Here is a 19,629-nt window from a genome sequence, read left to right on the forward strand (position 1 = left end):
ATGGGTTACCCTTCCATTATACAACGTCCTTGCCAAAAACCAAAAAACCGCAGACGCTTCAGTCACGCCTGCGATTGATTTGTTGTTCCAGCATAATGTCCATCAGCAATGTGTCCTGCAAAGGGTCTTTTGGATCGACGGTCAAAAGGGCTGCCACTGCCGCCATGGCGCAGCGCACGGATTGGTATGAGTAAAAAGCATCGCGTTCGGTTTCACTAAACAAAGACAAATCGGATCGCTCTTGAACCGGGTACGGAAAGTCCGTCTCCACACCTGCCCGATCCAGTACGATCAGCGCCTGCTTGATGGCGAGCAACGCTGCGCTGACGCTTAGTCCATACTCCTTGCGCAAGTCATCCCATACTTGAAAAGCGGACTTTTCCACTCTCTCCTGATTCGGTCGCGAGATGATCCCTGATTTGCGCCCTTCCTTCAATAGCCAGTCGACGAAGATGTCGTGCCGCGGTGGAAACGCATACACTTGCAGCTTCATTTCCAACTCGGTCGGAAAATCTTTGGCAAAGCGCGCGTGAGCCAATGACATTTCGTATCGTCTGGAAGGATGGCCAGGCACTGTGACAAAAACCGTATCCTGACGAACGGCGGCAATCTGCAGCTTCGTTCTGGCTGGAATCCTGGCTTGGGGCGCTTTTTCCCGGCGAATGTTGCCCGGAATCAACTCCGTTCCGAACTGGTGATACTCCAGGGGAGAATCAATCCACGGAATCGGTTCGCGGGTTTGAATTTCGTACAGCCCGTTAAACGTGACCCACTCGCCCGGACGCCGCTGACTGCGAATCAGGACAGCATGGACTTCTTTTTCCGGCGGCACATCGGCATCCTGATCGTCTGGTGGTGGCTGGAGCCGTTTATGTTCAATCAGGATGCAATCGTTCATGTACAGTCGTTCAAGCAACTCCCTCTTGCTGACCCATTCGTATCCGATCCGGTAAATCCGATTTTTCATCGGTTCCACCTCCTTCTGGTCGCCAGTATCGGGTTCCTTCTTGAATGAGTAATGTTACCCTACCATATGTATTCGTCTCTTTGTCCGTGCTAGATCGATCGTACAATCCGCAGCAAGTCTTCCGCAGCCTGCTTCGGCGATTCGGCTCTGCTGATCGCACTGATCACGGCAACGCCATCTGCCCCGGCCTGGCATACTTGCTTCGCGTTTTCGAGAGTGATGCCCCCGATTCCGACAATCGGCAGCTCAGCGCCAACAGCCTCGCGGATTTCCCGCAGTCCTGCCGGCCCGATCGGCTCCCCGGCATCTGCCTTCGAAGAAGTGGCAAACATCGCTCCCACACCAATGCAGTCCGCTCCGCCGTTTTTCGCCGCAATCGCTTCCTCTACCGTGCCTGCCGATATCCCGATGTACATCGCTTCGCCGACCATGGCTCTCACCTCGGCCAAGTGCATGTCATCCTGTCCGACGTGGATACCGTCTGCTTGCAAGCGAACGGCCAAGTCTACATCGTCGTTGACGAAGAACAACGTCTGATGCTCGCGGCACAGCTCCTGGAGCTGCCGTCCGAGTTCGCAGCGTTCTTCGGAAGTCAGCTTGCTGCCTTTGTCACGAAGCTGCAACGTGCCCACTCCGCCCGCAAGCGCCTCGCGAACGATCTCCACCGTTTTCTCGCGCGAAAAGCCGCAATCTTGTGTGCCGATGACAAAGTAAACGCCCATTTTGTCCCGAAGTGTTTGCCTGTCTCTCATCTCGCATTCCCCTCCCAGCGATCCAACGCCTCCCGATAGGCCAAAGCAGCCAGCTTCGCATCTGTGGCATCGGTAATTCCTGATAGTACAGCAACTCCAGCGCAGCCTGCTGCAAGCACCTCGCCTGTGCGCTCTGGCGTAATCCCGCCAAGCCCAATGACCGGGATTGTCCACGCTGCGGTTATTTTCGCCAGCTCGAACGTTCCTCTCGGCGCGAGGTTTGGCTTGGAAGCGCTTGGATAAATATGTCCATACAAAAGATAGTCTGCCCCTGCTTCCGCCGCCTGTTCCGCTTCCTCGTAGGAATGGACAGAGCGCCCCACCTTTTGTTCCGGTTGCAAAACTCGCCGGGCATCGCCGACCGCAAGACTGTGATAAGCCAGATGAGCGCCAGCACAGCCTGACGCGGCACTTACATCGACCCGATCATTGACGACAAGCGCAGAGAGCGGGACGACATTCGCCAGCGCCCGAACCCAGTCCATGCATTCTTTGGCTGTCCGCTGCTTTTCGCGAATATGCAGGAAATCCATCCCTCCCGCATAGGCAGCCTCGGCCATTCGCATGACGCTTTCCAGCGACTGCTTGCCGCTTGTGATGACGTGAAGCTGCTTTCTAGTGCGCATCCGCTTTGGCACCGCCCCCGGACAAAGCCGTCAAGCATTCCTGAAGCCATTGCGTCGTCTTTGCGTCATTGCCGGCAGATGCCGAAGCGAGCAGCTCCACGATAAGTCTTCTCAAAAAAAAGGCTTGCTGCACCGTCAGTGGAAAGGTGATCGTTTTTGGCTTTATCTCTTGCTTTTCCAGCGTCTCCACTCCGGCCAAAAGCATATCTCCGATCGACTCTACCAGCTCGCGAACCTGTTCGTTTTTGCTCAGTTCGTCGTAGCATCCGTCGTACAGTCGACACAAAATGAAAAATGCCTGTGACGACAAGGTCACCGGCTGTACGTCATGCATCGGTTCCGTCATACGGTTTTCCCCTCCACTCGCTTGAAAAACAAGACCTATTATAACACATCTTGCTGCTTGTCGAACGATTTGCCCAGGCTGACTCTGTCAGTTTCTAGCCATTATGCTGGCGCCTGTATTTCCCGAAAAAAGCCTTCGCGCCCATGAAAAAAACCGCTGAATGCTCAGCGGTCTTTGGCAGTACCTTCATTCCGATCGTTGTGCTGGGATTGGCGCAGGTTCGTGTTTTGATCGTTATGATCCAACGTTTTCCCGCGATTTTTGCCCAGGTCCTTGCTGTTGTTGTTCTTGCCCAAATGATTCACCTCCTGCTGTCATCACAGGATAGCGTAACCAATTTGGGACGGTTTATTAGTGAACAGTCTGATGTCTCGTCTTTTTCCACAGGAGATGGACGATGGCAAAAGGAAGACGCCAGCCTAAGAGAAACGCCAAAGTCACAAAGTACGCGACGGCAGCAAAAATCAGGGTGATCGGCACGCCCGTCCACCAGGCGCGGATCAAAAGGCCAATCGGTGCCGCGAGCGTCCACGTGAAAAGCATCGTGAGCAGTTGCCGCCACCAAGATGAATAGGCCCGCTCCCCATACGTGCGAAACACAAACATGGCGACGATCCAACCGATTAAAAATGGCGCCAATGTCTCGCCTATTCCCCAAATCGTGACAGGCAGATTATGAGCCAGCTTCCCATAGTAAGCAAACAGCAAAAAGGCGACAAGATCCCCGACAAGCAACACGTAGCCAGTCGGCAAGATGCGGAGTCTCATGTATACCCTCTTTTCTAAACGCATGTGGAGTTTTCTCCAATGTTCACCCCTATTGTACACAGGAGAATCTGCGCCTACAATCGCTACGCCCTTTTATTCACCAAACAGCAACAATTCCAGCCGTTCCTTCACTCCCGGCCATTCGCTGTCGATGATGCTGAAGTACACCGAGTCGCGGAGCAAGCCGTCCCGTCTGATCATGTGATTGCGAAGCACGCCTTCCCGGATGCCGCCGATCCGCGCAATAGCCCGCTGTGAGTTGACATTGCGCGCATCGGTTTTCAGTTGGACGCGAATACATCCCAGTTGCTCGAAGCAGTGCCGCAGCAAGAGCCACTTGCACTCCGTGTTGACGCCCGTTTTCCAGACGCTGGGGGTCAACCAGGTGAAGCCGATTTCCAGCCCGCGATCTTTTGCCGAAATCGCCAAAAATCTCGTGCTGCCAATAACAGTGCCGTCGACGCGATTGCGGATGGCAAAAGGCAGCTCCGTTCCGGTTTCCTCCATTTTCAGCGCATTCGCGATAAAAGCCTCTGCGTCCGCCAGCGTTCGAATCTCGACAGACATATTGCTCCAGATTTCCGGAAAGTCTCCGGCTGCGAAAATTCCCTCCGCATGCTCGGGACGCAACGGTTCCAGTCTTACGAGTTTTCCTTCGAGTGTAACGGGTTCGATCGTCAACATCATCGTCTCTCCTCTGCTGTTCTGCCTGCTTGCCCAAACAGAACAGCTTCGCTAAATTTTTCCTATGATAAGGGGAGAGGCAACACCTGTCAAGGTTGAATCCGTGAAAATCGGCCCTGCGCTTTACGCTTCTTCATTAATCACAACGGTTTTTCCCCGCCGCTTCATGACGAGCGGCACGACCAGCCAGGCGAGGGCACATACAAGAAAGAGCGCGGAGAGTGGTTTGGTGTAAAAAATCGTGAAATCCCCGTTGGAAGTCGTCAAGGCACGGCGCATGTTGTTCTCGATCATCGGGCCGAGTACAAGACCGAGCACAAGCGGAGCGAGCGGGAAGTCGTTTTTGTTCAGAAAATATCCAGCCAGACCGCACAGGACGAGCAAGATAAGGTCAAACGTGCTGATCTGTACCGCGTACACCCCGAACACCGAGATGGCGATAATCATCGGGAGCAAAAAGTGCGGTGGTGTCTCGATAATTTTGGCAAAAATCTTGACCAGCGGCATGTTCAGCACGAGCAACATCAAATTTCCGATAAACATGCTGGCGATCAGACCCCAGGCGATTTGCGGGTGGTCGCTGAACAAAAGCGGCCCTGGCTGCACATTGTACATGAGCAAAGCGCCCATCAAGATCGCGGTTGTCCCGGACCCCGGGATGCCTAATGTCAAAAGCGGGATCATCGCTCCGCCTGACGCGGCGTTGTTGGCGGACTCGGGAGCAGCCACTCCGGCAATCTCGCCTTTTCCGAAGCGCTCCGGGTGCTTGCTCCACTTTTTCTCCAAAATGTAGGAAAAAAACGAGGCCAGCGTAGCGCCTGCACCAGGCAGGACGCCGATGAAAAATCCGAGCAAGGAGCCGCGAGCAATCGGAGCAGCACTCTCCTTGAGATCCTGCTTGCTGGGCAGAATCCGCCCGACTTTGATGATTTCCTGCGCAGATTGATCCCTTTCCAAAATCGTTTTGAACACTTCTCCGAGCGCGAACAATCCGACCGCTATCGTCAAAAACTCCAGCCCTTGGTACAGATCGGGAATATCGTACGTAAACCTCGCCACTCCCGACACGTTGTCGATCCCGATCGTTGCCAGCAAAAGGCCAAGCACGGTCATCATCAGCGCCTTGGTCATCGACTTGCCTCCGAGTCCGCTTACCGCGCACAGTCCGAGCAGCATAAGCGAAAAATACTCCGCCGGGCCGAACTGCAACGCCATATCAGAAAGCGGATCGGCCAAAAACACAAGCGCGATCAGCGCAACGATGCCTGCTACAAACGAACCGATGGCGGCAATCGACAGGGCCGCCCCGGCTCGCCCCTGCCTTGCCAACTGATACCCGTCCAGCGTCGTGACAACCGAAGACGATTCACCGGGCGTGTTCAGCAAAATCGATGTCGTCGATCCTCCGTACATCGCCCCGTAGTACACACCTGAAAGCAAAATCAGAGCGCTCGCCGCCGCCATCTCGGGGGGCAAGCCCGCCGTAAGCGACGCCGTCACCGGCATCAGCAAAGCCACGCCGCTCATCGGGCCAATCCCCGGCAGCACGCCTACAGCCGTCCCGATCAGCACCCCGATAAACGCATAAATCAAATTTTGCCATTGGAATGCAATGAGAAATCCATCTGCCAAATAGTGCAGAGCGCTCACTATATGTCCCTCCTTAGACGCTCAACCAGGCAGGCAGCCCCGGCAGCGTCCCTTTCAACAGTTGCACGTACACCACGTATACTCCGACGGAAAACGCCAGGGAGACGACAAGCGATTTCAGCTGACTTTTGCTGCCCATGACCAAAAATGTTGCATAAAGGAACAAAGCCGTAGCGATCACATATCCGATCCTTTCCAGAAGCAGCACGTACAACAACGTCGCGGCCAGTATCGTGAAAAAGCGCTTGTACATTAGTCCCGCTTCCGCTTTGGAGTCAGAACGGTACTTCGACTGGAAAGTTTCCCAAAACAGGCGCAGGCTGAGCACGACAAGCAGTAGGCCCAAGCCGAGCGGGAACAGATTCGGGCCAACCTGGCTGCCGTACGCGCTCGTGGAGATATACTGGCTCTGTGTGATAAAAAAAGCGCCGATCAGGGCAAATGCGATACTGCCGTAGCGGTCAAATCTCAGATTCATGACAACCTCCTTCTCCCCCCAGCAGCCATCTGCTTATTTCGCCATGCCGAGCGACGTCAGCAGCTCTTTTACTTGCCCATCCTGCTCTTCCAGGAAGGTGGCAAAAGCAGCGGCATCCTTGTATTCGCTCTCCCAGCCGTTTGCAGCCAGCTCCTTTTTCCACGCTTCACTCTCTGACAGTTCTTTCAGCTTGCTGTCCCAGTACGCCTTGGCATCTGCTGGCATGTTTGGCGGGCCGAACACCCCTCGCCAAATCGTGAAGACGGCGTCGATTCCTTGCTCTTTCAATGTGGGAACGTCTTTTAACTCTCCGCCCATCCGCTCTGTTGAAGTAACGCCGAGCACCCGTACTTTGCCCGCCTTCACGTATTCTCCGACGCCGGACGCGTCTGTCGCAATCATGTCCGCATTCCCGCCGAGGAGCGCTGCAATCGCTTCTCCGCCGCCATCGTAGGAGACGTATTTGACGATTTTCGGGTCAATTCCGTACTTGGCAGCGGGCAAGACGCTTACGAGATGATCCATCGATCCGGGCGCTGAACCGCCAGCCAGTGTCATTTTCGCAGGGTCTTTTTTCAGCTCTTCCAAAAAGCTTTTCATATCCTGGTGCGGCGAGTCAGCCCGGACGACCAGGGCGCCGAAATCTTTCGTCATTTGCGCCAGCGGGGTCACATCCTGGAAGCCAAACGGACTGTTTCCCTCTTTTTTGTTGTGGTTGATGAGGATCGGGGGTGAGCTGACGAACAGCTTGTAGGCGTTGCCTTTGTCCTTGCTGACGTACTCGGCCATAAATACGGTTCCGCCGCCGCCAGGCTTGTTCTCGACCGTAATCGCTTCGGTCACCAGCTTGCTCTCGTTCAACACTTTGCCGAGTGAGCGGGCTGTTTTGTCCCAGCCGCCTCCTGCACCAGAGGGAGCGACAAACACGATCGGTTTTTCCGGATAGGCAGATGCAGCAGGTGTCGGCTGGGAGCCTTGCGTGGACGTGCCGCTTCCTGCACCGCCACATGCTGCCAGAGCCAATGTGATGAACGCCGACAAAGTGATGATCACGCTTCTTTTCTTTTTCAAACAAAAATCCCCCTTCAGCCCGTTGTTTTTGTAAGCGCTGTCACGCTTGCCATTAACGTATCATGCGGGATTCGGGGGGAATAGTTTTCGTGCATAAGTTATATTTTGAAAATTAGCAACTTTTTGTTCATATTGTTCACGCCTGCTCGGGCAAAAAACGGTACTTCCGCTCTGGCCTGCCGACACTTCCGTAGATCAAATCAGCCCTGGCCTGCTTCTCCTGCACCAAATGCTCCAAATACCGTCTGGCAGTCGTGCGGCTCGTGCCGATTTCGCGGCCGATTTCTTCTGCCGAGACGCCTTTGTCTCCGGTTTGCCTGATCGCCTCCATGACTTTTTCCAGCGTCAAAAGGTCGATTCCTTTTGGCATGGCTGACTCCCGCCCTTTGGGGCTGAGGGAACGTCTGGTCATGATTTGGTCGATGACGTCCTGGTCTACCTCTTTTGCCTCTCGCGTCCGCAGCAAATGGGCGCGATAGCTCTCCAGCCGCTCCCGGAAGCGCTCAAAGACGAGCGGCTTGACGATGTAATCAAAAACGCCGCCACGCAGCGCCTCCTGAACCATCTCCATCTCTTTGGCTGCCGTAATCATGATGATATCTGCATCCCGATAGTGCTGGCGGATGTACCAGACCAGCTCGGTTCCCAGCATGTCAGGCAAATAGACGTCCAAAAGCACCAGGTCAGGCCGCGTGCAGGCGAGCAGCTCTTTGGCGTCACTGCCATTGGTCGCCGTAGCGATGACTTCAAAGCCATCCAGTTTGCTGACGAATCTTTTGTTAATGTCGATAATGCGCAAATCGTCCTCGACGATCAGCACTTCCAGCTTTTGCTTCACTGTCCTTCCTCCTTTCTCTTTGGCAGCGACACCGTAAACAGCGCCCCGCCCCAATCACTTTTTCCCACGAGAATATAGCCGCCCATCTCTTCGATCATGCCGCGCACTTTTGCCAGACCAAGCCCGCGCTCCTCCCCTGCTTTCGTGGAAAAGCCGTAGGCAAAAATCGCATCGCGCAGCTCATCCGACACACCTGGCCCGGAATCGGCGATTTCAAACAACAGCTCTTCCCCCGTATCTGCCAAGTAAATGTCCACGCGCTTTTGCTGGACGCCCGCTTCATTGACGGCTTCGAGCGCGTTTTGCATCAGATTGCCGAGCAGCACGATCACTTGCTGGCGGTTGATATGCGGCGGCAGCCCTTTTACCTCGCTGTCCTGATCGATGACAAACTGGATTTTCAGCTCCTTCGCGCGGTTGTGCATGCCGAGCAACAGAGCGCCGATCATCGGATCAGGGATTCGCCGGGCGACAAAGAGGATCAGCTCTTCCTGCGCGGAAGTCTCGCTCGTGATCAGTTCGATGGCCTCCTGTACGGAGCCGAGCTGCAACAGTCCGGAAATCGTATACAGCAAATTGTGAAACTCGTGGGTCTGTGCGCGCAGCACATCGGCATAGCGTCTGACTTGAGACAACTCCGATGTCAGCTTGTCGATTTCCGACTTGGGCCGAAAGCTGCTGACGACCCCGACGACTTTGCCGCCAAGCTTGATCGGAAGGCGGTTGACGATGATTTCCTTGCCGCTGGTAATCGTTTCGCGGTCAAGCTGCTGCTCGCCCGTCTTCAATACATCGGGCATGCGGCTGTCCGGCAGCACGTCCCAGATTTGCTTGTGGTGGATGTCTTCCTCCGGCAAATCCAGAATGCGGATCGCCGCCTTGTTCATCATCGTGATCCGATTGTTCCGGTCAATCGCCACGATCCCCTCCCTGACAGATTCGAGCACGGCATTGCGTTCCACGTACAGCGCCGCAATCTCCTCCGGCTCCAGCCCTAACGTCAGCCTTTTCAAATAGCGGCTGAGCCAGATCGCAAAAGCAATTCCGCAGACGAGTGCGATGAGCGTGAGCAAAAGCACTTGCAACTGGTAGTCGCCAATCGCTTCCTCGATATCCTCCAGCAAAAAGCCCACAGACACAATCCCGACCACGGCGCCATCGTCGTCGCGAATCGGCACTTTTCCGCGCAAGGACGGCCCCATGCTGCCAATCGCCTTGGAAATATACGATTGCCCATGCGCAAGTCCCGGCTCATTGTCGCCGCCCACCATCGATTTGCCAATGCGATCCGGGAGCGGATGCGCATAGCGAATGCCTTCCCGGTTCCCTACGACGACAAATTCCGCGCCTGTCTGCATCCGGACGTTTTCCGCAATCGGCTGAATCAGCGCGGACGGGGAGGCAGTGTCAAAAGCTCTGCGCAACTCGGGATCGTTGGCGACGATCTTCGCTACGCTCAGCGCCTTCTTCCCGATTTGGTCCTCAATCGAGGAAGCGACCATCGAAGAAAACACGGCGCCAACTGACGAAATAATCAAAATAATGCCGACAGTCACGAGCAAAATCATTCTCGTTTGCAAAGACATCGCTTTTCGGGCAGTCGTCACAAATCGCTCACCTCTTGGTTCATCTTACCATTCCAAGCCGATAAAAAGGTAGCTTCATCGCCTGCGTTCGTGTACAGTTAAAAGGGAATTACGGGGATGTGGAGGTATCTAGAGATGCACGCGAACCTTCGTTCGTTCATAGAACAATTGCGCCGCGCCGGACAAGTCGTCGAGATCGACGCACCAGTCGATCCGAATCTGGAGCTGGCCGAGATTCATCGCAGAGTTATTGAAGAAGGCGGGCCTGTCCTGCTTTTCACGAATGTCAAAGGAAAATCGTTTCCCGTGGTCACGAACTTGTTCGGGACTGTAGAGCGGGTCGATATGGCTTTTGGGCCAAAGCCCGAGGCTATCGTCCGCGAACTGGTGCACGGGATGGACAAGCTTTTGCCGCCGAAGCTCTCCGGTTTGTGGGATCTGCGCGCTCCGCTGCTGGAAGTGATGCGCACCGGAACCAAAACCGTATCGGCTTCCCAAGCGCCTGTGACCCAAATCGCGACGACAGATGTCGATATGACCAAACTGCCTGCGCTGACGAGCTGGCATCTGGATGGCGGACCATTCGTCACGCTTCCGCTCGTGTACACGGAGCACCCTGATACGAAAGATCACAATCTGGGGATGTACCGCATCCAGATTTACGACAAAAACACGACAGGGATGCACTGGCAAATTCAAAAAGGCGGCGGCTTCCATTACCATGAAGCTGAAAAAAGAAACCAGGCTTTGCCTGTTACCCTTACAATCGGCGGCCCTCCTGCCCTGATTGTTTCCGCGATCGCGCCGTTGCCTGAAATGGTGCCTGAGCTGGTTTTCGCCTCGCTGTTGATGGGGGACAAGCTGAAAATGGCTGAAGTGCCGAATCATCCGCACCGGATCGTCGCTGAGGCCGAATTTGTGTTTGCCGGGGAAGTGCCGCCGCACGTTAGACGTCCTGAGGGCCCTTTTGGCGATCACTTTGGGTATTATTCGTGGGAGCACGATTTCCCTGTCTTCAACGTGAAACAAATGTGGCACCGCAAAGACGCCATCTATCCGGCGACTGTCGTAGGAAAGCCGCGCCAGGAAGACTACTACATCGGGGAATACTTGCAGCGTCTGCTGTCGCCGCTTTTCCCGGTCGTCATGCCAGGTGTAAAAGCGCTCTGGACGTACGGCGAGACGGGTTTCCACGCTCTGGCCGGAGCCATCGTGCGCGAAAGCTACTATAAAGAAGCGATGGCCCACGCTTTCCGCATCATGGGAGAAGGGCAACTGACGCTGACCAAGTTTTTGATGGTCACAGATGTGCCGTGTGACCTGGGCAACTTCAAGCATTTTCTGGAGATCATTCTGGCGCGCTTCCAGCCGGAACGCGACCTGCTCATCGTCAACGATACGTCGAACGATACGCTCGACTACACCGGACGCAAGCTGAATCATGGCTCTAAAGGAATCATGCTCGGCATCGGCGATCCTGTCCGCGAGCTTCCCCGGGAGTACAAAGGACACGGCATCCCGGGCATTTCCGATATTCGCGCTTTCTGTCCCGGATGTCTCGTGATCTCCGGACCGAGCTTCACCGACCGGCCGGAGCTGGGTGAAGAACTGACGGGCTATCTCAATGAAAATCTCGCGGACTGGCCGATGATCTGCATCGTGGATGACGCGGCGATCGCCGAGAAGCAAAGCAGCTTCCTCTGGACCGTCTTTACCCGCTTCGATCCGGCACACGATCTGTACGCGAAATCGACGATTGTTCGCAACAAGATTCGTTATGAAGGGCCACTGGTCGTCGACGCGCGGATGAAGCCATTCTATCCAGATGAAGTCGAAACGCTACCCGAAATTTCGGCACTGGTCGACAAACGTTGGAATGAATATTTCCCAAAAGCATAACGCTCGTACTTGCTGCTCGCCTGGAACATTTCCGTTCCAGGCGTTCTTTTTTCCCCGGCAAAAAGCTGGAATTAGGTCTTCTCTCCCCCAATATAATGTTACAACTTGTATTCGAGACAAACTGGGGGCGGTTGTCCGAATGCCAGCGGATTTTGTCAAAAAAAGGAGGGAAAGCAATGAAGACGCAGGCAGAATCAAATGGAATCGTCACCCTGACCCAAGAAGGGACGGATTTGGTCAAGGACAGTCCGCTCTATAATGAAGGGCTGCGGCCGACAACCAAAGCAGAACACACGTGGACGTCCTACAACTTCGCCAGTCTCTGGATCGGGATGTGTATCTGTCTTCCCACGTACGCGATGGCCGCCGGACTCATCTCGCTGGGCATGAACTGGTGGCAGGCAATTTTGACGATCATTCTCGGAAACTGTATTGTCCTTATCCCTATTCTCCTCAACTCTCATGCCGGGACAAAATTCGGCATCCCTTATCCCGTGTTTGCAAGGCTCTGGTTTGGATCGAAGGGCGCGCACATTCCGGCCGTCGCTCGCGGTCTGATCGGAGCTGGCTGGTTTGGCATCAACTGTTGGTTCGGCGGTGCCGCCATCGATACGTTGCTTATGTCGATGACAGATTGGGCAAGCGTTCCCGGCCATCTGTGGATCGCCTTCTTCGGCTTTTGGCTGTTGAACGTCTGGGTCGCCTATCGCGGTCCAGAAGCGATCAAGAAAATGGAAGCGTGGGCAGCCCCTATCCTGATCCTGATGAGTCTCGCTTTGCTCGTGTGGGCGCTGACCAAAGCAGGCGGCTGGGGCCCGATGCTCTCCGCTCCGTCCAAGTTCACCACGACAAGCGAGTTTTTAGTCGTCTTCTTCCCGGCCTTGACCGGAGCCATCGCATTTTGGGCGACTATGGCGCTGAACATTCCTGACTTCTGTCGCTACGCCAAAAGCCAAAAGGCGCAAGTCGTCGGCCAATCCTCTTCCTTGCCGACAACGATGGGCTTTTTCTCCTTCATCGGGGTAGCTGTCGCCTCCGCTACTGTCGTCATTTATGGAGAAGCTTTGTGGGACCCGGCTGCGGTCCTTGCCAAATTCTCGCCGTTTGCCATCTTCCTCGGTACTCTCGGCATCATTCTCGCTACTCTGACTACCAACGTCGCCGCGAACATCGTCGCGCCCGCCCGTGCTGTGGAAAACCTCGCGCCGCGCCGTCTTTCCTATGAAGCCGGGGCTATCATTGCCGGTGTCGTCTCCTTGCTCATGCAGCCATGGTACATCCTGGAGAATTTCGGCAACTACATTTTCCTCTGGCTCGGCACTTATGGCGCACTGCTTGGACCGATTGACGGCATTGCCATCGCTGACTACTGGCTCGTGCGCAAAAGACGCATCCATCTGACGGAGCTGTACAAAACTGATGGCATGTACGCCTACAAAACCGGCTTCAACAGCCGCGCGATCTGGGCGATGCTGATCGGGATCGCCATTCCGTTTATCAGCAAGTACATCCCTGGCCTGCACATCATTTGGGACAACGCCTGGACCATCGGCCTGCTGATTTCGCTGGCGATTTATACGTGGATGATGAAGAGCGACTCGACGATTTTGAGCCAAAAAGATTACGAGCAAATCACATCGCAAGCAAGAGAGTCAAAAGCTTCCTGATTTATTATCTAAATATTGCGAAATAAAGATCGGCTTCGTCGCGTTTTTGACGGAGCCTTTTCCTATTAGATGAGCAAAAAAAGACTGACAACCACGTGGGTTGCCAGTCTTCTGTTCGTTCGGGTACGCTCTACCCTACCATTTGAATTGGCTGATGGATTCTTGCAATTCATGCGACAGCTCGTTCAAATTGTTGCTGGAGCGAGCAATTTCCTGCATGGTAGCCAACTGCTCCTCCGCTCCCGCTGATACGGCTTGCGTATGTACGGCGGCTTCCTCTGACAGCCTGTTCATCTCGTCCATGGCAGATGCAACCTGCTGCATGCTCGCAGACATTTGTTCGGTCGCTGCGGATACTTCCTGGATTTGGCCAGCCACGTCTTTGGCTGACGCCACAATCCGCTGGAACGTGTCCCCCGCTTCCTGAACGGCGACAGCCCCTCTTTTCGCCTCTTCCGTACCTGACTGCATGACGGAAACCACTTGTGTTGTCTCCTGCTGGATTTCTCCGATCAGGCGGGCGATCTCCCGAGCAGACTCCTCCGATTGTTCCGCCAGCTTGCGCACCTCATCTGCCACGACAGCAAATCCTCTGCCCTGTTCTCCGGCGCGCGCTGCCTCGATCGCTGCATTCAGCGCCAACAGATTCGTTTGGGAAGCGATTCCTGTAATCACATCGACAATTTGTCCGATCGCTTGGGAGCGAACGCCAAGCTGCTGCACGAGGTCTGCTGCGTGATTGACGCCTTGGGACAGCGAGTCGATCTGCGCGACAGCGTGCTGGATTTGTGTGTTCCCTTGCTGGGCATCATCCGCAGCCAGCGCCGACGATTCCGAAACGGCACTGGACGTGTCTGCAATCCGCTGAATCGCGATCGACATTTCCTCCATGACGCGTACGCTTTCCTGTGTGCGAAGCGTCTGCACCTCTGACGAAGCGGCAATATGCTCCACGCTGCCCATCGCTTGCTCCGTTGCGCGAACGGTCTGTTCAGCGCTCGCTGACAGCTCCTCAGACGAAGCGGCGACTTGCTCCCCTGCCACTTTTACCTGCTCGATCAAGGAACGGAAATTGACGACCAGCTCATTGAAAGCAAGCCCGAGCTTGCCTACCTCGTCTTTTGCCAAATAGGTGACTGGCGCAACCGCCAAGTTGCCCTGCGCCAACTCTTCCATCCGGGTTGCTACGAGACGCAGCGGCTCGGAAATCATGCGAGAGATCAAATATCCTAAAACGCATGCCAAAGCAATCGAGGCGCCTCCTACAATAAACAGCATCAAGACGGCTTTCTCGGAATCGGCAGCGTTCTCTTGCTGAATCATATCGGCCTGGGACGATTTGTAGTTGGCCCATTCAAGCTGCTCCTGATTGATCCAGCTCAGCGTTTTGTCAGTGGCCCGATAGTAAGCGTAAGCCTGATCCGTCTTGTGCTCCTTGATCAGATTGATAACCTCTGTCTGATCTTTCTCGTACTGCGCCAAAAGCTCTGTCAGCTTCTTGACTTTCTCCTGCTCCTTTTCGTCCAGGTGGGAGTTCTGGAGATATTGGAACGTCTGATCTGCCGAAGCGACTCGCTGTTGCAGCTCGGCCATGTACCCGGCGAGAACGGCAGGAGTGGGATCGAGAATCATTTTGTAGATCAGCCCGTCGATGGCCCGGATGTCTTGCCGCCAGTCATTGATCCATTTCACTGGAAGCAGTTGTTCTTCATACATGGATTGCATCCGCTCACCGGATATTTTCACATGGAAATAGCCTGTGAATCCAACCACACATAAGAAGACAGCCATCAAGATGATCAAGCTGAACATTTTGGCCCTGGTACTGAGATTACGTAGTACATTCATAGCTGTAGGCAATCCTCCTGTGTCCAAACTAGATAGATGGAAAAGCTCGAATATTGTCTAATCTTACCAAACTACGGCGAGTACGTCGATAGTCTTGGGTGATTTCTCACAGTTCGAGCACAGAAAGGATCGAAATCGCTTTGATTTGCGCATCAGGCTCATAACAGACGTAGTACGTAAGGTCCGGGGTGATCCGATAGCGAATCCCCCGGTATCCACAGGCGAGCAAATAGGCCCGCACCTCGTCCCCTGTCCATTCCAGCCACTCCTGATGCTCCATGTTCGCAACACGCTGTTCCAGCTCTTCGGGGGAATGCCTGTACCGCAGCGCTTCCCTGCGCAGCTCGTTTTCGCCAAAGCGCTCGTCCAATTGGAGAAGCCTGGGCACATCGACCTCTTGCTTGAGCACGACAGCCTTGTCTCCGATCGTCTCGGCATGGCAAATGGCGTACTGCGCCGCAACCACCGGATTGCTTACCAGGTACACCCCTGATCCAAACACAGCTTTGGCGCTTGCTCCATTCGTAAAATGACGGCGTTCGGCGCGTTCGTACTTCTGCGCCTGGACGACTCGCATGGCTTCCTCATACTCCACTCCCCGATAGACCGTTTCTTTCCTCTTCATGCCGGAGCGCTCCTTTTTCCCGTATCGTCATCGTTTTGCAGAACGTACCCACGATGTGAAAAGGAGGAAGACGCATAACCGGCGTCTCCCCCTCTTTGCATTACGGCAGCAATTTCACCATGTCTTCGTACGTTTCCGGGCGGCGATCCCGATAAAATTGCCACGTATCCCGCACTTCCCTGATTTTGCTGCGATCCATGTCCGCCACGATCACTTCATCCTGGTCGCGGCTGCCGACAGCGACGAACTGGCCTCGCGGATCGACCAGATACGACTGGCCGTAAAATTCGCCCATGTTCCACGGCGCTTCCGTCCCGACCCGGTTGATCGCGGCGACGTAGTAGCCGTTTGCCACGGCGTGCGCAGGCTGTTCGAGCTTCCACAAATACTCGGACAGCCCCGCTACAGTCGCAGAAGGATTGAAGACGATTTCCGCGCCGTTCAGTCCCAACAGACGCGCCCCTTCCGGGAAGTGGCGGTCGTAGCAAATATAAACGCCTACTTTGGCAAAAGCGGTATCGAAAACCGGGTACCCCATATTGCCTGGCTTGAAGTAATATTTCTCCCAAAAACCGCAGCCGCTGCTGCCGACCCCGACATGCGGGATGTGCTGCTTGCGGTACTTGCCCAAATACGTGCCGTCCGCATCGATGACGGCCGCTGTATTGTAGTACGTGGCGATTCCGACTTTTTCGTACACAGGCAAAATGATCACGGTGCCAAGCTCCTTCGCCAGGGCGCAAAACTGCTGGACTGTGGGGCCGTTGGGCACCTCTTCCGCCGACTCGTACCATTTCGTGCTCTGCTCTGCACAAAAATACGGGCCGTAAAAAATTTCTTGCAGGCAGACGATTTGCGCCCCTTTGGCAGCGGCGTCCCGCACCATTTTTACATGCTTTTCGATTGCCTTTTCCTTGTGCAGATGCACAGGCTCGTCGCCATGCACCTCATTTTTGGCCTGAATCAGACCAATCCGTACTCGATCCGCCATGCCTATCCCTCCTCGCGCCTTCCTGTTGTAATCACTACGGTCTGGCAAAAGTGGAGCGTTTGACGTAGCGCCCTGCTCCCGCCTGGCCGACAAACTGCTTGTTGCGAACGACGAAGGAGCCGCGCGAGAGAACGGAAATGACATCGCCGTACACTTGCATTCCTTCAAACGGGTTGTAGTCCACGTTCATATGATGCGTCTCCACCGAGATCGTCCGCTGAATATTCGGATCAAACAAAACAATATCCGCATCGGAACCGACTGCAATCGTGCCTTTTTGCGGAAACATGCCGAACAGCTTGGCAACCTTCGTCGAGGTGATGTCCACGAATTGGTTGAGGCTGATTTTCTCCTTCTGCACCCCTTCGGAGAACAAGATCGTCATACGGTCTTCGATGATTGGCCCTCCGTTGGGAATTTTCGTGAAATCGCCGCGCCCGAGTTCTTTTTGCCCGGAGAAGTTGAACGGGCAGTGATCGGAGCCGACTGTCTGCAAAATGCCGTTTTTCAGGGCGCTCCACAGCACGTCCTGGTTCCACTTTTCGCGCAAGGGAGGCGACCAGACGTATTTGGCTCCTTCAAAATTCGGCTGTTCCAATGCCGTGATGTCCAGCACCAAATATTGCGGACACGTTTCTCCGTACACGTTCCAGCCTTTTTCACGCGCTTCGGCAATCCGGCGAACGGCATCGGCACACGACACATGCACGACGTAGAGCTGGGCATCCGCCAGCGCCGTAAGAGCAATCGCGCGTCCCGTCGCCTCTCCTTCCGCTTCCGGCGGACGTGTATAGGCGTGGTACACCGGATCGGTATTTCCCTCAGCCAGCGCTTGTTTGGTCAAATAATCCAGCACGTCGCCGTTTTCCGCATGCACCTGGACGAGTGCCCCCAGCTCTTTTGCGCGGATGAGCGTTTTGAACAACGTCTCGTCATCGGCCATCAGCACATTTTTGTAGGCCATAAATACTTTGAGCGAAGTAATCCCTTCGTTGTTGACGACTGCCTCCAGCTCTTCCAGCACATCGTCGTTCGCATCGGACACCATCAAGTGGAATCCGTAGTCGATGACGGCCTTGCCCCGTGCTTTTTCGTGCCAGGTGGCAATCGCGGAATGAAGCGACTCTCCCTTGGTCGTCAGGCAAAAGTCCACGATGCTCGTCGTCCCGCCGAATGCCGCTGCTTTTGTGCCCGTGAAAAAGTTATCCGAAGTAACGGTGCCGCCAAACGGCATGTCGAGATGCGTATGCGGGTCGATCCCGCCTGGAAACAAGTAACAGCCTGACGCGTCTATCACTTCCGCATCGCCTGCTTGCAATTGAGAGCCGATCGCCACGACTTTCTCTCCCTCGATCAACACGTCTGCCTGGTACGTGTCAGATGCGGTCACAATCGTCCCGTTGCGAATCCATTTTTTCATCGCTTGTTTCGCTCCTTTCCTCTGCCGCGCGTGAATGAGACAATCTTTCCTCGTACATGCTATGCCGCTTTTGCCTCCATCATGCCAGAAGTCCCACTCACGTCTCGCAGCTGCCGCCGCCAGCAAGTGCCGCCTGACGCTGGTTCCAGGAAAGCGGCGGCTGGTTCGACGGGATTTCTACCATCTCAATCGTGCCTTCTACCGGACAGACGATCGAGCACAGATTGCAGCCGACGCAGTCTTCCTCGCGCACGACCAGCCGTTCTTTGCCAGTCGCTGCATCGCTGACGATATCGATGCACTGGTGAGACGTGTCTTCACAGGCGATATGGCATTTGTTGCAGTTGATACAGGTTTCTTCGTGAATGCGGGCGACTACTTTGTAGTTGAGGTTCAGATGGCCCCAATCCGAGTAGGTGTGTACCGCTTTGCCCACGATGTCCATCACTGACGCGATTCCCCGCTGATCCAAATAGTTGTTCAAGCCGTCGATCATGTCTTCGACAATCCGGAAGCCGTGGTGCATCGCCGCTGTGCACACCTGTACGCCAGTCGCGCCCATCAGCAAAAACTCGACCGCATCCCGCCAGTTGGAGATGCCCCCAATACCGGAAATCGGCAGGCGGACAAACGGATCGCGGGCACACTCCGCCACCATGTTCAGGGCGATCGGCTTCACGGCAGGCCCGCAGTAGCCGCCATGCGCCCCTTTTCCGTCTACGTGGGGAATCGGCAGCCATTTGTCCAAATCGACGCCCATCAAGCTGTTGATCGTGTTGATCATGCTGACGGCATCGGCTCCTCCTGCTGAAGCGGCTCTGGCTGTAAAGCGAATATCCGTAATATTGGGCGTCAGCTTGACGATCACAGGCGTCTGCGCCACTTCTTTTACCCACTCGACCTGCTGGCGGATCAAGTCGGGATGCTGACCGACCGCCGAACCCATTCCCCGCTCCGCCATGCCGTGCGGACAGCCGAAGTTCAGTTCCAGGCCATCGACGCCGATCGCTTCCACCTTTTTGACGATCTCGTGCCACGCCTCTTGCTTGTGCTCCACCATCAGCGAGGCAATCAAGGTGTGTTTCGGAAAACGTTTCTTCGTCTCATCCATTTCCTTCAGGTTCACTTCCAACGGTTTATCCGTAATCAGCTCGATGTTGTTGAAGCCGAACACGCGTTGCCCGCCAAAATTCAATCCGGCAAAACGCGAGGTGACGTTGACGATCGGTTCTCCTAATGTTTTCCAGACCGCACCGCCCCACCCCGCTTCGAAAGCGCGCTGGACTTGATAGCCCGAGTTCGTCGGCGGCGCTGAGGCCAGCCAGAACGGATTGGGGGATTGAATACCTGCGAGATTGATAGAAAGATCGGCCATGATCGGACTCCTCCATCTTTTGGCGAGAATATGCCCGC

The 19,629-nt window shown here is 55.0% G+C and carries 19 protein-coding genes; 2 read left to right on the forward strand and 17 right to left on the reverse strand.

Features of this window, described 5'->3' with window-relative positions; genetic code table 11:
• Positions 1-58 precede the first annotated feature (58 nt).
• The 12 genes from HP435_RS15720 to HP435_RS15770 form a co-directional block, all read right to left on the reverse strand.
• Positions 59-967, reverse strand: coding sequence for a hypothetical protein (locus HP435_RS15720; RefSeq protein WP_122965427.1), 909 nt, complete (start codon positions 965-967; stop codon positions 59-61).
• Positions 968-1,056: 89 nt separating this feature from the next.
• Positions 1,057-1,719: a thiamine phosphate synthase gene (thiE, locus tag HP435_RS15725; RefSeq protein ID WP_122965426.1), complete on the reverse strand. Its 663-nt coding sequence runs from the start codon at positions 1,717-1,719 to the stop codon at positions 1,057-1,059.
• Complete coding sequence (locus HP435_RS15730) at positions 1,716-2,345, reverse strand: thiamine phosphate synthase (protein ID WP_173596583.1); 630 nt, start codon at positions 2,343-2,345, stop codon at positions 1,716-1,718. Before HP435_RS15730 ends, thiE begins: the two co-directional genes overlap by 4 nt.
• A complete protein-coding gene (locus tag HP435_RS15735; protein ID WP_173596582.1) occupies positions 2,335-2,691 on the reverse strand; it encodes a hypothetical protein in 357 nt (118 codons plus the stop codon). Before HP435_RS15735 ends, HP435_RS15730 begins: the two co-directional genes overlap by 11 nt.
• Positions 2,692-2,855: 164 nt before the next feature.
• Positions 2,856-2,987: a hypothetical protein gene (locus HP435_RS29090; protein ID WP_255679059.1), complete on the reverse strand. Its 132-nt coding sequence runs from the start codon at positions 2,985-2,987 to the stop codon at positions 2,856-2,858.
• Positions 2,988-3,042: 55 nt separating this feature from the next.
• Positions 3,043-3,459 (reverse strand): DUF3054 domain-containing protein, encoded by a 417-nt coding sequence (locus HP435_RS15740; RefSeq protein WP_173596581.1) that lies wholly within the window; start codon positions 3,457-3,459, stop codon positions 3,043-3,045.
• 93 nt (positions 3,460-3,552) lie between these two features.
• The gene (locus HP435_RS15745) at positions 3,553-4,143 is read right to left on the reverse strand and encodes a GNAT family N-acetyltransferase (protein WP_173596580.1); all 591 of its coding nucleotides are present in this window, start codon (positions 4,141-4,143) and stop codon (positions 3,553-3,555) included.
• A 123-nt stretch (positions 4,144-4,266) separates the two neighbouring features.
• On the reverse strand, positions 4,267-5,793 hold the full coding sequence (locus HP435_RS15750; RefSeq protein ID WP_122965422.1) for a tripartite tricarboxylate transporter permease: 1,527 nt from the start codon (positions 5,791-5,793) through the stop codon (positions 4,267-4,269).
• Positions 5,794-5,806: 13 nt separating this feature from the next.
• A complete protein-coding gene (locus HP435_RS15755) occupies positions 5,807-6,271 on the reverse strand; it encodes a tripartite tricarboxylate transporter TctB family protein (RefSeq protein WP_173599503.1) in 465 nt (154 codons plus the stop codon).
• Positions 6,272-6,304: 33 nt separating this feature from the next.
• Positions 6,305-7,342, reverse strand: coding sequence for a Bug family tripartite tricarboxylate transporter substrate binding protein (locus HP435_RS15760; protein ID WP_173596577.1), 1,038 nt, complete (start codon positions 7,340-7,342; stop codon positions 6,305-6,307).
• Between the two features lie 136 nt (positions 7,343-7,478).
• The gene (locus HP435_RS15765; RefSeq protein WP_122965419.1) at positions 7,479-8,180 is read right to left on the reverse strand and encodes a response regulator; all 702 of its coding nucleotides are present in this window, start codon (positions 8,178-8,180) and stop codon (positions 7,479-7,481) included.
• Positions 8,177-9,766, reverse strand: a complete 1,590-nt coding sequence (locus tag HP435_RS15770) for an ATP-binding protein (RefSeq protein ID WP_217365764.1) — start codon at positions 9,764-9,766, stop codon at positions 8,177-8,179. The genes HP435_RS15765 and HP435_RS15770 overlap by 4 nt, the downstream gene beginning before the upstream one ends.
• Positions 9,767-9,901: 135 nt before the next feature.
• On the opposite strand from HP435_RS15770, the gene HP435_RS15775 reads away from it, so the two are divergent.
• Positions 9,902-11,665, forward strand: a complete 1,764-nt coding sequence (locus tag HP435_RS15775) for a UbiD family decarboxylase (protein WP_173599502.1) — start codon at positions 9,902-9,904, stop codon at positions 11,663-11,665.
• Between the two features lie 176 nt (positions 11,666-11,841).
• Positions 11,842-13,332, forward strand: coding sequence for an NCS1 family nucleobase:cation symporter-1 (locus tag HP435_RS15780; protein WP_122965416.1), 1,491 nt, complete (start codon positions 11,842-11,844; stop codon positions 13,330-13,332).
• Between the two features lie 135 nt (positions 13,333-13,467).
• On the opposite strand, the gene HP435_RS15785 is transcribed toward HP435_RS15780, so the two are convergent.
• The 5 genes from HP435_RS15785 to preA all read right to left on the reverse strand — a co-directional run bounded on the left by HP435_RS15785 (position 13,468) and on the right by preA (position 19,591).
• Positions 13,468-15,180 carry a methyl-accepting chemotaxis protein gene (locus HP435_RS15785; protein WP_173599501.1) on the reverse strand — a complete coding sequence of 571 codons (1,713 nt, stop codon included), beginning with the start codon at positions 15,178-15,180 and terminating at the stop codon, positions 13,468-13,470.
• Positions 15,181-15,286: 106 nt separating this feature from the next.
• Positions 15,287-15,805 carry a hypothetical protein gene (locus tag HP435_RS15790; RefSeq protein WP_173599500.1) on the reverse strand — a complete coding sequence of 173 codons (519 nt, stop codon included), beginning with the start codon at positions 15,803-15,805 and terminating at the stop codon, positions 15,287-15,289.
• A 100-nt stretch (positions 15,806-15,905) separates the two neighbouring features.
• Positions 15,906-16,796, reverse strand: coding sequence for a nitrilase-related carbon-nitrogen hydrolase (locus HP435_RS15795; RefSeq protein WP_173596574.1), 891 nt, complete (start codon positions 16,794-16,796; stop codon positions 15,906-15,908).
• Positions 16,797-16,830: 34 nt separating this feature from the next.
• Positions 16,831-18,216 carry a dihydropyrimidinase gene (hydA, locus tag HP435_RS15800; RefSeq protein ID WP_173596573.1) on the reverse strand — a complete coding sequence of 462 codons (1,386 nt, stop codon included), beginning with the start codon at positions 18,214-18,216 and terminating at the stop codon, positions 16,831-16,833.
• Positions 18,217-18,313: 97 nt separating this feature from the next.
• Entirely contained in the window at positions 18,314-19,591 is a 1,278-nt protein-coding gene (preA, locus tag HP435_RS15805) for an NAD-dependent dihydropyrimidine dehydrogenase subunit PreA (RefSeq protein WP_122965411.1), read from the reverse strand.
• Positions 19,592-19,629 lie beyond the last annotated feature (38 nt).

Source organism: Brevibacillus sp. HD3.3A (assembly GCF_013284375.2).
GTDB lineage: Bacteria > Bacillota > Bacilli > Brevibacillales > Brevibacillaceae > Brevibacillus > Brevibacillus parabrevis.

Coding starts and splice junctions, on each gene's coding strand:
- HP435_RS15775 (WP_173599502.1), top strand. CDS start 9,902: ATGCACGCGAACCTTCGTTCGTTCATAGAACAATTGCGCCGCGCCGGA.
- HP435_RS15780 (WP_122965416.1), top strand. CDS start 11,842: ATGAAGACGCAGGCAGAATCAAATGGAATCGTCACCCTGACCCAAGAA.
- HP435_RS15770 (WP_217365764.1), bottom strand. CDS start 9,766: ATGTCTTTGCAAACGAGAATGATTTTGCTCGTGACTGTCGGCATTATT.
- hydA (WP_173596573.1), bottom strand. CDS start 18,216: ATGAAAAAATGGATTCGCAACGGGACGATTGTGACCGCATCTGACACG.
- HP435_RS15745 (WP_173596580.1), bottom strand. CDS start 4,143: ATGTTGACGATCGAACCCGTTACACTCGAAGGAAAACTCGTAAGACTG.
- HP435_RS15795 (WP_173596574.1), bottom strand. CDS start 16,796: ATGGCGGATCGAGTACGGATTGGTCTGATTCAGGCCAAAAATGAGGTG.
- preA (WP_122965411.1), bottom strand. CDS start 19,591: ATGGCCGATCTTTCTATCAATCTCGCAGGTATTCAATCCCCCAATCCG.
- thiE (WP_122965426.1), bottom strand. CDS start 1,719: ATGAGAGACAGGCAAACACTTCGGGACAAAATGGGCGTTTACTTTGTC.
- HP435_RS15755 (WP_173599503.1), bottom strand. CDS start 6,271: ATGAATCTGAGATTTGACCGCTACGGCAGTATCGCATTTGCCCTGATC.
- HP435_RS15790 (WP_173599500.1), bottom strand. CDS start 15,805: ATGAAGAGGAAAGAAACGGTCTATCGGGGAGTGGAGTATGAGGAAGCC.
- HP435_RS15785 (WP_173599501.1), bottom strand. CDS start 15,180: ATGAATGTACTACGTAATCTCAGTACCAGGGCCAAAATGTTCAGCTTG.
- HP435_RS15720 (WP_122965427.1), bottom strand. CDS start 967: ATGAAAAATCGGATTTACCGGATCGGATACGAATGGGTCAGCAAGAGG.
- HP435_RS15740 (WP_173596581.1), bottom strand. CDS start 3,459: ATGAGACTCCGCATCTTGCCGACTGGCTACGTGTTGCTTGTCGGGGAT.
- HP435_RS15735 (WP_173596582.1), bottom strand. CDS start 2,691: ATGACGGAACCGATGCATGACGTACAGCCGGTGACCTTGTCGTCACAG.
- HP435_RS15730 (WP_173596583.1), bottom strand. CDS start 2,345: ATGCGCACTAGAAAGCAGCTTCACGTCATCACAAGCGGCAAGCAGTCG.